Source organism: Arthrobacter sp. MDT2-3, assembly GCF_059090465.1.
In genome coordinates, this window is sequence record NZ_JBNHFS010000002.1 from 409,536 (window position 1) to 422,077 (window position 12,542).

General features: G+C 65.8%; 13 protein-coding genes. 5 read left to right on the top strand and 8 right to left on the bottom strand.

What is annotated here, in order from left to right; translation table 11 throughout:
• Positions 1 to 48: 48 nt before the first annotated feature.
• The 5 genes from AC5RUQ_RS07495 to AC5RUQ_RS07515 form a co-directional block, all read right to left on the bottom strand.
• Entirely contained in the window at positions 49 to 1,269 is a 1,221-nt protein-coding gene (locus tag AC5RUQ_RS07495; protein ID WP_163162096.1) for a pyridoxal phosphate-dependent aminotransferase, read from the bottom strand.
• 162 nt (positions 1,270 to 1,431) lie between these two features.
• Positions 1,432 to 2,394 (bottom strand): ABC transporter substrate-binding protein, encoded by a 963-nt coding sequence (locus AC5RUQ_RS07500; protein WP_493946715.1) that lies wholly within the window; start codon positions 2,392 to 2,394, stop codon positions 1,432 to 1,434.
• Positions 2,391 to 3,137: an ABC transporter permease gene (locus AC5RUQ_RS07505; RefSeq protein ID WP_493946716.1), complete on the bottom strand. Its 747-nt coding sequence runs from the start codon at positions 3,135 to 3,137 to the stop codon at positions 2,391 to 2,393. The genes AC5RUQ_RS07500 and AC5RUQ_RS07505 overlap by 4 nt, the downstream gene beginning before the upstream one ends.
• Entirely contained in the window at positions 3,134 to 3,847 is a 714-nt protein-coding gene (locus AC5RUQ_RS07510; protein ID WP_493946717.1) for an ABC transporter permease, read from the bottom strand. Before AC5RUQ_RS07510 ends, AC5RUQ_RS07505 begins: the two co-directional genes overlap by 4 nt.
• Positions 3,847 to 4,944, bottom strand: coding sequence for an ABC transporter ATP-binding protein (locus AC5RUQ_RS07515; RefSeq protein WP_493946718.1), 1,098 nt, complete (start codon positions 4,942 to 4,944; stop codon positions 3,847 to 3,849). Before AC5RUQ_RS07515 ends, AC5RUQ_RS07510 begins: the two co-directional genes overlap by 1 nt.
• Before the next feature lie 233 nt (positions 4,945 to 5,177).
• Between AC5RUQ_RS07515 and AC5RUQ_RS07520 the strand changes: the two genes are divergently transcribed.
• Positions 5,178 to 6,191 carry a pirin family protein gene (locus AC5RUQ_RS07520; protein ID WP_493946719.1) on the top strand — a complete coding sequence of 338 codons (1,014 nt, stop codon included), beginning with the start codon at positions 5,178 to 5,180 and terminating at the stop codon, positions 6,189 to 6,191.
• A gap of 43 nt (positions 6,192 to 6,234) precedes the next feature.
• Here AC5RUQ_RS07520 and AC5RUQ_RS07525 read toward each other — a convergent pair whose 3' ends face one another.
• Together AC5RUQ_RS07525 and AC5RUQ_RS07530 are read right to left on the bottom strand one after the other, a co-directional pair.
• A complete protein-coding gene (locus AC5RUQ_RS07525) occupies positions 6,235 to 7,182 on the bottom strand; it encodes an N-acetylglucosamine kinase (RefSeq protein ID WP_493946720.1) in 948 nt (315 codons plus the stop codon).
• 16 nt (positions 7,183 to 7,198) lie between these two features.
• Positions 7,199 to 8,218, bottom strand: a complete 1,020-nt coding sequence (locus tag AC5RUQ_RS07530; RefSeq protein ID WP_493946721.1) for a LysR family transcriptional regulator — start codon at positions 8,216 to 8,218, stop codon at positions 7,199 to 7,201.
• Positions 8,219 to 8,327: 109 nt separating this feature from the next.
• Between AC5RUQ_RS07530 and AC5RUQ_RS07535 the strand changes: the two genes are divergently transcribed.
• The gene (locus AC5RUQ_RS07535) at positions 8,328 to 9,575 is read left to right on the top strand and encodes an MFS transporter (RefSeq protein ID WP_493946722.1); all 1,248 of its coding nucleotides are present in this window, start codon (positions 8,328 to 8,330) and stop codon (positions 9,573 to 9,575) included.
• Positions 9,576 to 9,628: 53 nt separating this feature from the next.
• Complete coding sequence (locus AC5RUQ_RS07540) at positions 9,629 to 10,132, top strand: Lrp/AsnC family transcriptional regulator (protein ID WP_307094416.1); 504 nt, start codon at positions 9,629 to 9,631, stop codon at positions 10,130 to 10,132.
• 15 nt (positions 10,133 to 10,147) lie between these two features.
• Here AC5RUQ_RS07540 and AC5RUQ_RS07545 read toward each other — a convergent pair whose 3' ends face one another.
• Positions 10,148 to 11,389 (bottom strand): MFS transporter, encoded by a 1,242-nt coding sequence (locus AC5RUQ_RS07545; RefSeq protein WP_493946723.1) that lies wholly within the window; start codon positions 11,387 to 11,389, stop codon positions 10,148 to 10,150.
• Between the two features lie 168 nt (positions 11,390 to 11,557).
• On the opposite strand from AC5RUQ_RS07545, the gene AC5RUQ_RS07550 reads away from it, so the two are divergent.
• Positions 11,558 to 12,091 (top strand): Lrp/AsnC family transcriptional regulator, encoded by a 534-nt coding sequence (locus tag AC5RUQ_RS07550; RefSeq protein ID WP_493947184.1) that lies wholly within the window; start codon positions 11,558 to 11,560, stop codon positions 12,089 to 12,091.
• Between the two features lie 10 nt (positions 12,092 to 12,101).
• Positions 12,102 to 12,527, top strand: coding sequence for a DUF1761 domain-containing protein (locus AC5RUQ_RS07555; protein WP_493946724.1), 426 nt, complete (start codon positions 12,102 to 12,104; stop codon positions 12,525 to 12,527).
• The last annotated feature ends 15 nt before the right edge of the window (positions 12,528 to 12,542 follow it).

Here is a 12,542-nt window from a genome sequence, read left to right on the forward strand (position 1 = left end):
AATCCTTTCCGCGAAGGTTCACGGGACCGAATCGCCCGTGTCCACAGGCTAGTTCCCTTGATACCTGCTTAGGAAGTCCCCCATCCGCCCGACTGCCTCTTCGATGTCCTTGACGTTGGGCAGGGTCACCATGCGGAAGTGGTCCGGGCGTACCCAGTTGAAGGCGCGGCCGTGGGAAACCAGGATCTTCTGCTCCCGAAGGAGGTCCAGGACAAACTTCTCATCGTCCCGGATGTGGTAGACCTCGGGGTCCAGCCGGGGAAAGAGGTACAAGGCGCCGCGTGCCTGCTGGGTGCTCACGCCGGGGATGGCGTTCAGCATGTCGTAGGCCTTATTGCGCTGCTCCAGCAGCCGCCCGCCCGGCAGGATCAGGTCGTTGATGCTCTGGTAGCCGCCGAGTGCCGTCTGGATGGCGTGCTGGGCGGGCACGTTTGCGCAGAGGCGCATGTTGGCCAGGAGGCTGATGCCCTCAAGGTAATCGGCTGCGTCCTTCTTGGGGCCGGAGATGGCCATCCAGCCTGCGCGGTAGCCGCACACGCGGTAAGCCTTGGACAAGCCGCTGAAGGTAAGGCACAGGACGTGGTCGCCGGTGAGCTTGGCAAGGTTCACATGGACTGCGTCCTCGTACAGGATCTTCTCGTAAATCTCGTCCGCGAAAATCACCAGTCCGTGCTTCTCGGCAAGGGCCACAATCTTCTTCAGCGTTTCGTCAGGGTAGACGGCGCCGGTGGGGTTGTTCGGGTTGATGACCACGATGCCCTTGGTCCGCGGCGTAATTTTGGCTTCCATGTCCTCAAGGTCAGGCTGCCAGCCGGATTCCTCGTCGCAGAGGTAGTGGACCGGCTTACCGCTGGCGAGTGCCACGGATGCGGTCCACAAGGGGTAGTCAGGCGTGGGGATCAGGACCTCGTCACCGTCGTTGAGCAAGGCCATCAAGGACATGGTGATGAGTTCACTGACGCCGTTGCCCAGGTAAATATCGTCGACGTGGATGTTCTGGATCCCGCGGGTCTGGTAATACTGCGAGACGGCGGTACGGGCGGAAAATATGCCCCGGGAGTCGCTGTAGCCCTGGGCGTGCGGCAGGTGGCGAATCATGTCCACCAGGATGGCGTCGGGCGCTTCGAATCCAAACGGGGCCGGGTTTCCGATGTTCAGCTTCAGGATCCGGTGCCCCTCCGCCTCCATCTGCTGGGCGGCCTGGAGGATCGGTCCACGGATGTCGTAAAGGACGTTGTTGAGCTTCGTGGACTGCTTGAATTCTGCCATCCACTAAATATGCCACAGGAGGGATGCGCTTCCGCTGAGACATCAGCCACACCCGTGTCGGGCGTAGTTGGCAGAAAATGACCCAGGCATCACGACGGCGGCTGCCGGACGTGGAAAAGTCCGGCAACCGCCGTCGTACTGGCACAGCAGGTAAGCAGGCTCCTACTTGACGATGCCCTTGTCCTTGAGCCAAGCCTCGGCCGCCTCCTTGGCGCCCTGCTTCTGGTCGCCGCTGACAGCACGGTTGAGGTTGATCAGGTCCTCAGTGGTGAGGATCCGCGACACAGAGTTAAGTGCTTCTTTCGCCTTATCCGTCATCTTGGCCTCGTTGTACAGCGGGATAACCTGCTGGGCAATGAAGTTGTTCTTCGGGTCCTCCAGGACCACAAGGTCGTTGTCCGTGATGGACGGGGTGGTGGTGTAGATGTCCGCCACCTGCACCTGGTCTTCGAGCAGGGCCTTGAGCGTCACCGGACCACCGCCGTCGCTGAAGGGTTCCAGCTTCTTGGGCTCGCAGTTGTAGTTGCTCTTCAGGCCCGGCAGCCCGTAGGCGCGCTCAGCGAAGGTGGCCGGGGCTCCCACCACAATCTCGCTGCAGACCTTGGCCAGGTCCTCGATGGACTTCAGCTGGTACTTCTCCGCGGTTGCCTTGGTGACCACCATGGCGTCCTTGTTTTCGGCTTTGGCCGGCTCCAGGACGGCGAGGCCGTCCGGAAGCTTCTCCGGCAGGGCCTTGGCGATGTCCTCCGCCGAGACCTCCTTTGCCTCCTTGTCCACGTGCAGCAGCAGGTTGCCGGTGTAGTCCGGAATTACGTCCACCGACCCGTCCTGGACGGCCGTGAAATACACCTCGCGGGAGCCAATGTTCGGCTTGGTGGTGGCGGTGACGCCGGCCGCCGTGAGCGCCCCTGCATACAGCTCAGCGATGATTTGGCTCTCCGGGAAGTCCGCCGAACCGATCACCAGCGAGGTGGCTCCCCCCGACGCAGTGCCGCTGGTTGCCGGGGCGTTGCTCAGCGGATCTGACGATCCGCCACAGGCGGACAGGGCCATGGCCAGGCCGATTCCAGCGGCCACGCCGCCGAACGCCCGCCTGCCAAAGCCTTGTGGTCGGCTTTCTTTCATGACTTACCTCCTTGTGCCACAGTCTCCGCAACAACGGGGACGGTGAGATCGACCGCAGCCTGCTGGCCGCGGTGGGACTGTTTCGAGGCCCCTGGTGACAGGAACAGCCTCTGGATAAGGGCGAGGACAAGATCGACGCCGATGGCCAGCGCGGCAATCAGCAGCGATCCACCCAGCATTTGCGGGAAGTCACTGAGGACGAGTCCGTCGAACAGGTACCGGCCCAGGCCGCCCAGGTTGATGTAGGCCACCACGGAGACGGTGGCAATCACCTGGAGCACACCGGTCCTGAAGCCGCCGAACATCACCGTCAGGGCGTTGGGCAGTTCTGCCCGGAACAGGACCTGAAGTTCGGTCATTCCCATGGCGCGGGCGGCGTCCACCACGTTGCGGTCCACGCTGGAGATGCCGGCATAGGTTCCGGCCAGCAGGGGCGGCACGGTGAGGATCACCAGCGCCCAGACGGGAGGCATCAGACCGATTCCGGCAAGCAGGACAAACAAAGTCAGCAGGCCGAGTGTGGGCAGGGCGCGCAGGGCACCGGCAAGGGCCACGATGGCCACTCTCCCCCGTCCGGTGTGGCCGACGTAGAGGCCGACGGGGACGGCGATTGCGGTGGCGATCAGCATCACGAGCCCCGTGTATTGCAGGTGCTCGACCAACCGTGCGGGAATGCCGGCGCTCCCGGTCCAGCGCAGCGGGTCGGCCAGCCAGGCGAAGGTCTCGGAGAAGACGTTGCTCATGTCGATCCTCCCGCTGGCGCAAGGCTCCTGCCGGGATCAGTCCTGCCGGTGGTGTTCCGCCCACGGTGGCCCCGCCGGCCGGCCCGCTCCCACGGTGTCAGCAGCCGCTCCAGCAGGACCAGGATGGCGTCCATCAGCAGTGCGAGGACCAGGATGGCAAGGATGCCCACCACAATTTCCGTCACGAAGCCCCGCTGCAGCCCCGAGGTGAAGAGCATGCCCAGGTTGCCGACTCCGAGCAGGGCGGCCACACTCACAAGCGAGATATTGCTGACGGAAACAACCCGCAGGCCGGCAAAGAGCACGGGCAGGGACAACGGAAGGTCCACGTGCAGGAAGCGTGCAAGCGGCTTGTACCCCATGGCCACGGCTGCTTGGCTGACGTCCCCGTCCACTGAGTCGAAGGCATCAAGGGCAGCCCGCACCAGTAGGGCAACCGCGTAAATGGTGAGGGCCACCACCACGTTGAGCGGATCCAGGATCCTGGTCCCCAGAATCGTGGGCAGAATGATAAACAGGGCCAGCGAGGGAATGGTGTAGAGCAGCGACGACACCGTGAGCACTACCGAGCGAAGCACTGGATGCTGCCGCGCCAGCTGGGCCAGCGGGATGGCCACCACCAGTCCCAGCACCATGGGCATCAGGGCCAGCACCATATGCTGGCCGGCCCGTTCCAGGACCATGCCGCTGTTGGCCAGGAACCACTCCATCAGAGCGCAGCCTGCCGTACCTGGCGGGCCTCTTCGATGAGGGCCAGGACTTCGCCACCCCTGACGACGCCGAGTACCCGGCCGTCCGAATTCACGGCAACGCCGAGGCCGGACGGCGAGGACAAGGCCGCATCAAGGGCGCGGCGAAGGCTCTCGCCGGGGCGGAAGAGTGATCCGCCGGGAATCAGTCCGGCAGCGGTTCCGGGGCCCGTCCAGCCGAGCGGACGCCCGTCGGCATCCACCACGAGCTGCCAGCCGGCGGCGGGATTGGAATCCAGGCTGCCGCCGGGATCGCGGACCACCGTCGGCACCTGGTGGACGGCGACGCCGTCGGACGCCGTAAATCCGAGGTGGCGGAAACCACGGTCGCGGCCCACGAAGGAGGCCACGAAGTCGTTCGCAGGCGCCCTCAGGATCTCCTCCGGAGTGGCGTACTGCGCGAGCTTGCCGCCGGTGGCGAAAACGGCCACCTTGTCGCCCAGTGTTGTGGCCTCGTCGATGTCGTGGGTAACAAAGACGATGGTTTTGGCCAGGTCTTTCTGGAGCCTCAGGAGTTCCTGCTGAAGCTCGTCACGGACCACGGGATCCACTGCGCTGAACGGTTCATCCATCAGGAGGACAGGCGGGTCTGCGGCGAGGGCCCGGGCTACGCCCACGCGCTGTTGCTGGCCGCCCGAAAGCTGTGAAGGGTAGCGCTTCCCCAAGGAAGGGGCCAGGCCAACGACGTCGAGCAGTTCCTGGGCGCGTTCCCTGGCGGCGGACTTGGAGACACCGTTGAGCCTGGGCACGGTGGCGATGTTGTCCAGCACCGAGCGGTGCGGCAAAAGTCCGGAGGACTGCATCACATACCCCATGGAACGGCGGAGTTCCGGCGCCGGGACGGTGGTGACGTCCTTGCCCGCTACCGTGATGACGCCTGAGGTGGGCTCGACCATGCGGTTGATCATGCGCAGCGACGTGGTCTTGCCGCAGCCGGAGGGCCCCACAAATACGGTGATGGAACCTGGGCTAATGGACATGGTGAGCTGGTCCACGGCCGGCTGCCCGCCCTGGTACTGCTTGGTGACGCTCTGAAACTCGATCATGGCCTGGTCCATGCGGACTTACCTGTTCTGTTGGACGGCTTCGGAAAGCAACGCGAATTGTCACAGCACGCTGATAGTTACGGTAGCCCAAACCGGACGCGGCAACACCTGCAGTACACCCCAATTCCGGCAAAGGAATCCCTAACTGTAATCATTCGGTACCGGTTCCCGGCCGGATGGGTAGGTGTTGGGCCGGGGCGGGGATGGACATACCGCGGGGTGGTATCCGGGCCTAAAGTGGGGAGGTGACCAACTTGGAAGTTTCCCCGCAACAGGAAGTGTGCCCACCGGCAAAGCCGGAAGGGAGCTCCGGCCCCTGCCTGCAGCTGTGGCCTGAACGTGAAGTACCGCTGGGTGGGGTGCGTGCAATGAATGTCCAGCGGACGCTGCCCCAGCGCGGGCTCCCGACCATCGGCGCTTGGTGCTTCCTGGACAGCTTCGGCCCGGACCGTACCGCGATGTCCGTGCTTCCACACCCGCATATCGGGCTGCAAACGGTGACCTGGCCGCTGGCCGGGACCATCCGGCACCGGGACAGTGTGGGCAGCGACGTGGTGGTGCGGCCCGGCGAGCTGAACATCATGACTGCGGGGCACGGGGTTTCCCATTCTGAGTTCGCAGTGCTTCCGCCGGGGGGCGAACTGCCCCTGCAGCGCGGCCTTCAGCTCTGGGTGGCCCTTCCGGATGGGGAACGGCACCGGCGGCCGGCGTTCGAGCAGCACCGTGACCTTCCCACAGCGGCCGGCGAAGGTTTTATCGCCACCGTGATGGTGGGCGAACTCGGCGGTGCGGTCTCGCCGGCAACGATGTATTCCCCGATTGTGGGAGCGGATGTTTCCTGCGAAGGCAGTGCCGTACTCCCCCTCAACGAGCACTTCGAACACGGCATCCTGGTGCTCGACGGGGGGCTGACGCTGGATGGCCAGGAACTTCCTCCCGGGCCGCTGGGCTACCTTGGCATCGGCCGGCGGGAACTTCAGGTCCAGGCGAATCCCGGGACGCGTTTCCTCCTGATCGGCGGCGAGCCCTTCCAGGAGGAGCTGCTGATGTGGTGGAACTTCGTGGGACGTACGCACGATGAAGTCGAGCAGGCCCGGGACGCTTGGGAAGCGCAGGCAGTTCTCCCTGACGGGGAGATGGCAGCAGCCCGCTACGGCCTGGTCCCCGGGCACGGTCCTGACGCCGGCCCGGAGGCCGGACGCATCCCTGCTCCCCCGCTGCCGGCCGTACGGCTTACTCCGCGGAAGCGGTCCGTGTAGGAACCCCCATCCGGCGAGGGCGTGTCCCTGCTCGCGCTGCGCGTCAGGCCCTTTCTGTTAGCAACTGCAGCACACCGAAGACGGGTTCCTGGTCCAGGACCCGGACATTGGTCACCCCGGCTTCCGCAAGGTGCCGGCGGAAGGAGTCCTGGAGGGGCACCACGTTCATGCCCAGCCCGCCGCCCAGGATGACCGGCCCTGGTATGTCCAGCTGGTGCAGCACCTGCACGGCCAACCCGGCCAGGTCCTGGCCTGCCTGCTGCAGCAGTTCCTGGCTTGCCGGATGGCCCGCTGCTGCCGCCTCCACTACGTGCCGGGCCTGCTGCGCCCAGAAACGGCGTCCGGTGTCCGGTGAGTGGAACTGGGCGATGAGGCGGCTCGGATGGTCCACTCCGCAGGACGCCAGCAGGGCGGCCGTCAGCTGGTCCACTGGAAGGCCCTGGTTCATCCGCCGGAGGCTATAGCGCACAGCCTCCCGTCCCAGCCAATAACCGCTGCCTTCGTCACCCAGCAGGTAACCCCAGCCTCCCGCCCTGGCCTCGGCGCCGTCGGCGTTCCTGCCCCAGGCTGCCGAACCGGTGCCGGCGATCACCGCCACGCCTGTACCGGCATGGCCTGCAGCGAGGAGCAGTCGGGAGTCATGCACCACCGTGATGTGCGCGCCGGGAACGTGCGGTTCGATCAGCCCGGCAAGGGCTGCGGCATCCTCTTCGGTGTCAATGCCGCCGGATCCGGCGTACACGTGGGACACCGTTCCCCCGCCGATCCTGCCAAAGAGGCTGGCAAGGTTGCGGGCAGCCTCATCACGGGTGACGTTTTGGACGTTCGAACTCCCCGCAGACTCGTCGGCCACCGGGACCCCGTTTTCAAAGCGGATGCCGTGCGTTTTCGTGCCGCCGATGTCCAGGCCGATGATGACGCCAGCGGGCGGATTCGTCGGCGGGTTCAGCGTCTTGGCAGGCAGGGCAGAGGGATTCTCGGCGTTCGTCACGTCACAAGGGTACTGGTCACAGGGGTATTGACGTTTCGGGTCCTTCGTCACTGGGAGTTGCCAGCCGGGACCGCCGTTCCACCAGCCCGGCCAGGAGCTCCGGCCCGTCCGTGAGGACCATGGCGCGGAACAGCCGGACGGCAGCCGGTTCAACCTCAGCTTTACGCTGCCGCCAGCTCAGTCCGACCTCGCGGAAGGCCAAAGCCGAGTCCAGGGGCACTTCCACCCAGCCCAGGTTGCCCGTTTCCGCGGTGACGTCCCGCCCGGGGGCATCCCCGCCCGGTGGCAGGATACTGACGCCGAGTCCGGCCGAGACGAGGCCCCTGACGGTATGGGAGTCCTGGCTTTCGAAGGCGATGCGGGGACGGTATCCGGCCTCACGGAACAGGGCATCGGTCAGCGAGCGCATGCCGTAACCGGGGCCGAGTGCCACAAACGGTTCGGAGCGGATGTCCGCTACGGACGCCACGGCTTTGCCCGCGAGCGCATGGGTATGGTGGACCACCAGGCGCAGGGGTTCCCGGTAGAGCGGGGCGGAGAGAAGGTTCCTGCCGGGCGTTGCCACCGGCGCGGTCAGCGCCAGGTCGGACCCGCCCACTGCGAGCTCGGCCAGGCAGGAGTCGCGTGCTCCCTGGCTCAGCGTAAACACGGCGCCCGGGTGGCGGCTGCGGAAGGCACTGATGAGGAGCGGGAGCGTGGACTCACCAAAGGTGTGCTGGAACGAGACGGAGATTTTGCCGCGGACAACATCGGACTCGTTGCGGACCAGGTCCAGACCGGCCTGGAACTCCGTCAAGGCCCGCTCGATGTAGGGCAGCAGGGACCGGGCAGCCGGGGTGAGGCGCACTCCCCTGCCGTCCCTGACCAGGAGTTCGGTACCGACGGCGGCGCTGGCCCGGGCCAGTGCCCTGCTCACCGTGGACTGGGGTACTCCAAGGAGTTCGGCGGTTTCGGTGACATGTTCGGTCCGGCCCAGTTCAGCCAGCAGCGGCAAGAGCGGAAGAAGCTGCGCCAACTGCTTGTGGTCGGGCTCCATGCGTCCTTCCTGTTCCAAAGCTGGGAGATGGCATTGTTCCAAATTTGATATGAGTCTGGCATAAAAGATGCATTGGAGGCAGTCATTCGGCCGGGTCTACGCTTGCCACATGCCACACAATCTCCCGCTGCCGGGTCACCAGACGTTCCCGCCAACCTGGGAGGGGCATGCGAAAGGCTCCACGGCGTACGGCCGGATCATTGCCGGCCTGGCCTTCGCCGGGGTAGCGACTTTTGCCCAGCTGTATTCCACCCAGGCCGTCCTGCCGATCCTTGCCTCGGACTTGCAGGTCACCGCCGCAGAGGCCGCGCTGACCATCTCCCTGGCTACGGTAGGACTGGCCGTAACGGTGATCCCGTGGTCCTTCCTGGCGGACAGGATAGGCAGGGTCAAGGCCATGATGTGGGGAATCTCCGTGGCAACAGTGCTGGGCCTGCTGGTGCCCCTGTCCACCAGCTTCGCCATGCTGCTGGGCCTGCGGCTCCTCGAAGGTATGGCGCTTGGAGGGATCCCGGCCATTGCCATCGCCTACCTCAACGAGGAGGTTACCAAGGCCCATGCCGCAGTGGCAGCGGGAAGTTACGTCGCAGGCACCACGCTTGGCGGCCTGGCCGGCCGCCTGGTGGCCGGACCTGCCGGGGAGTTGTGGGGCTGGCGTGCCGCAGCCCTGGCCGTCTCCGTCCTGGCGACGCTGGCCGCGGTCGCCTTCCTGGTCCTGGTGCCGCGGGCCCAGGGTTTCACCGCCGCCAAGGCTCCCGGACTCCGCGGAGCCGTCCAAACCCTTGGCGGCCACCTGCGCAATATTCGGCTGCTCGCCCTCTACATCCAGGCTTTCCTGATGATGGGCGGCTTCGTGGCCGTCTACAACTACCTCGGGTTCCGGCTCTCCGGCGAGCCCTTTGGGCTGCCCACCACCGTCATCAGCCTGATTTTCCTTGCCTACCTTTCGGGGACCTTCTCCTCCCGCTGGGCAGCAGGGCTGACGATGCATTTCGGGCGCCGCAACGTGCTGCTCGCCGGGCTTGCCCTCTCGACGGCGGGCCTCGCCCTCACGCTGACTCCGTCACTTCTGCTGATCCTCGCGGGGCTGGTCATTTTCACGGGCGGCTTCTTTGCGGCCCACAGTATCGGCGCAGGCTGGACGGGTGCGATTGCCAGCACTGGACGTGCCCAGGCCGCCTCGCTCTACAACCTCGCCTACTATATGGGATCAAGCCTCATCGGCTGGGCCGGCGGCCTGCTCTTCCAGTCCTATGGCTGGGACGCCCTGGCCGCCGCCGTCATGATCCTCGCCTGCCTCACAGCGGTGGCTGTCGCCGTCGTCCATCCGAAGGCAGCAGGCACCGCCGCAGCCTAAACGCGGGCCTGCGGGCGTCTAGGATAAACGCAGGAACTTTGTAAGGAGCCGCCGTGAGCACGAATGCCAGGAACGTCAGGCCGGGAGTGCATCTGGAGCCCCTTGATGCCATCGACGAACGCCTTCTTGCCGCTTTGGTGGAGGACGCAAGGATCTCGAACAAGCAGCTTGCCGAACTGGTGGGCATCGCCCCCTCCACAGCCCTGATGCGGACCCGTGCGCTCACGGAGCGGGGCATCGTGCAGGGCTTTGAGGCGAAGCTCAACCTGTCATCCATCGGCAGGTCGGTGCAGGCCCTGGTCGCTGTGCGGCTGAGGGCGCACGACCGGGACCAGATCGACCGCTTTACGGCGCGCGTCCCCCACCTCCCGGCAGTGCTGTCCACCTTCCATACCTCGGGCTCGGTGGATTACCTGCTTCACATTGCCGTTGCCACCACCGAGGACCTGCGGGACTGGGTGCTGGACAACCTGGCCACCGATCCAGTGGTTGGCCATACGGAAACCACGTTGGTGTTCGAGCACATCCAGGGGAACCACGGGCCGCTCCCGGAGTAGCCGGACCTGTGGCGGCTAGCCCCGTGTGCGTACTGCCTGACGGAGTGTGACGGCAGCCAAAATGAGCGCTGCGGAGCCGCACAGCACCACGAATCCGGCCACGGAAGGCGCCAGGCCGAACACGCCGGCGGCCCAGCCGAGCCCCAGCACCGGGACAGCGCTGCCCAGGTAGGTGATGACGTACACCGTGCTGATGGTCTGGGCCTGGCGGCTGGGCTCCACCCGGGCAGCAACATCATTGAAAACAGTGCGGAAGGCGAGGCCCTGCCCCGCACCGGCGGCAACGCTTGCAACTACCAGCAGCACCGGGCTGTTCCACACTCCTGCCGCGCCCAGCAGGAGTACCGAGATGCCCAGGACCGCCAGCCCGCCCGGGACAACGAAGCGGCCCCGAAGGGTCACCAACTGGGTTAGCGCCGATGCCGCGAGGGTCAGGCCGGCCAGCACGCCGATCAGGGGCCGGCTGTCCACGGCCAGGATCCGGGCGAAGTAGCCGGGGGCCAACGAGAGGCAGAAACCAAACACTGCGAAGCTCAGGAAGCCGACGCCGGCTGCCAGCCAGAACGCGCCCCTTGCCGCCTGCGTCACGGAAGGACGGCGCGGTGCGAGCAGCTGCAGCGGTTTGGGTCCTGCGGACGGCTGGATAGCCGGGCGAGCCCGCAGGAGGTACAGCGGGACCAGCAGCGCGGCGAGGACTGCAGCATGGACGTAGTACGGTGCCGACGTAGCCCCGGGAAGTAATGACAGGAGCCCGCCGATCACCGGGCCGGCGGCCACTCCCCCCGCTGAAGCCAGCAGCGTGAAGCGGGAGGCCCACTCGGGACGTGAGGGCAGCAGTTCACGCAGGGCGGCGGCGCTTGCCCCCGTAGCAAGGGCAACTGCGACTCCCTGGAGCGCCCGCCCGGCACATAGCGCACCCAGCGTGTGTGCCTCCGCAAAAAGCCAGCCGCCGGCCAGGCCGGCAACAACGGCGAGGATGAGGGCAGCCCTCCGCCCGATGTGGTCCGACCAGTGCCCGGCCAGCATCAGCGTGGCCACAAGCGCCAGCACGTAGCTCGTGAACGCGGCCGTTACATCCAGCGGGGACAGTCCGAGTTCCGCCTGCAGGAGGGGGTACAGGGGCGTGGCAAGGTTGGCACCAACCAACAGCGTGAAAATTACGGCGCCGGCCAGCACCAGCCGGGCAGTAATTGACGCGTCCCATCCAGCCGTTGTGGCTGGAACCGGACGCATGCGGAGTTCGCTGAAGACCGTCATTGTGCCGCCTCTGCTGCTGCCGCGGCAGGTGGTCCTTGTGGGAGCCTGGCGCGGATGGACATGTGATAGGTCCAGCGTGCAGCACTTCTGCTCTTTCGGGCGGAAAGTGGTGCCACAATTGAGCATCATCATCAATATTCTGATGCTGACGTGACGGAGAGTGATCATTTGAACCACCTGGACCCCACCGACCTGAAGATCCTCCTGGAGCTCATCCGGGACCCCAGGATCCAGATCGGTGAGCTCAGCGATTCGCTGGGGGTTGCCCGCAACACTGCTCAGTCACGGGTCCGGCGCCTGCTCCGGGCCGGGGTCCTGCGGTCCGGGGGGCGCGAGGTGGACCTGGAAGCTGTGGGCTACGACGTTGTGGCCTTCGTGACCATTGAGGTGTCACACCGCGAGCTGGACGGGGTGGTAGGGGCGCTGCGGCTGATTCCGCAGGTTCTGGAGGTCCACGAGATCTCCGGACGAGGTGACGTCTGGTGCCGGGTGGTGGCCACCGACACCCATAACCTCCAGGCAGCCCTGCGGCAGGTCCTAAGGATCAAAGGGGTTATCCGGACCGAAACCGTCCTGGCGCTGCACACACACATCCCCTACCGGACGGAGCCGCTCATCAGTGGCCTGGCCAAAGCTGCCGGGGCGGGACAACACGGCCCGGCGAAACCCTCCCGGGCGGCTGGGGTGGAGACGGACAGCTAGGATTTTCAGAATGGATTGGCTCTCGTACGTTTCACAGATCAACTGGCTCGCCGTGCTGCTTGCCTTCGTCGCCACCATGGCCATCGGCTTTGTCTGGTACATGCCTGCCGTCCTGGGCAACCGGTGGATGGCCGCGATTGGAAAAACCGAGGACGATCTCAAGAACATGAGTGGCGGTGCCGGAATCTGGGGGCCCATGATGGCGGCGGCCGCCTTGACAGCCATCCTGCTGGCAGTCCTGATCAGCAAGCTCGGGCTGGACAACGCCCTGGCGGGTGGCTGGTTTGCCCTTATTCTGGCGCTGGTCTTCCGTGCCGGCGGCCACGTGATCCACAACGGCTTCGCGGGCCGGCCTGCCGCCGTCACCCTTATCGATTCCGGCCACGACCTGCTGGCCATGACAGTCTCGGGTGCCATCATCGGAGCAATGTCCTGATGCGCCGGACCCCCT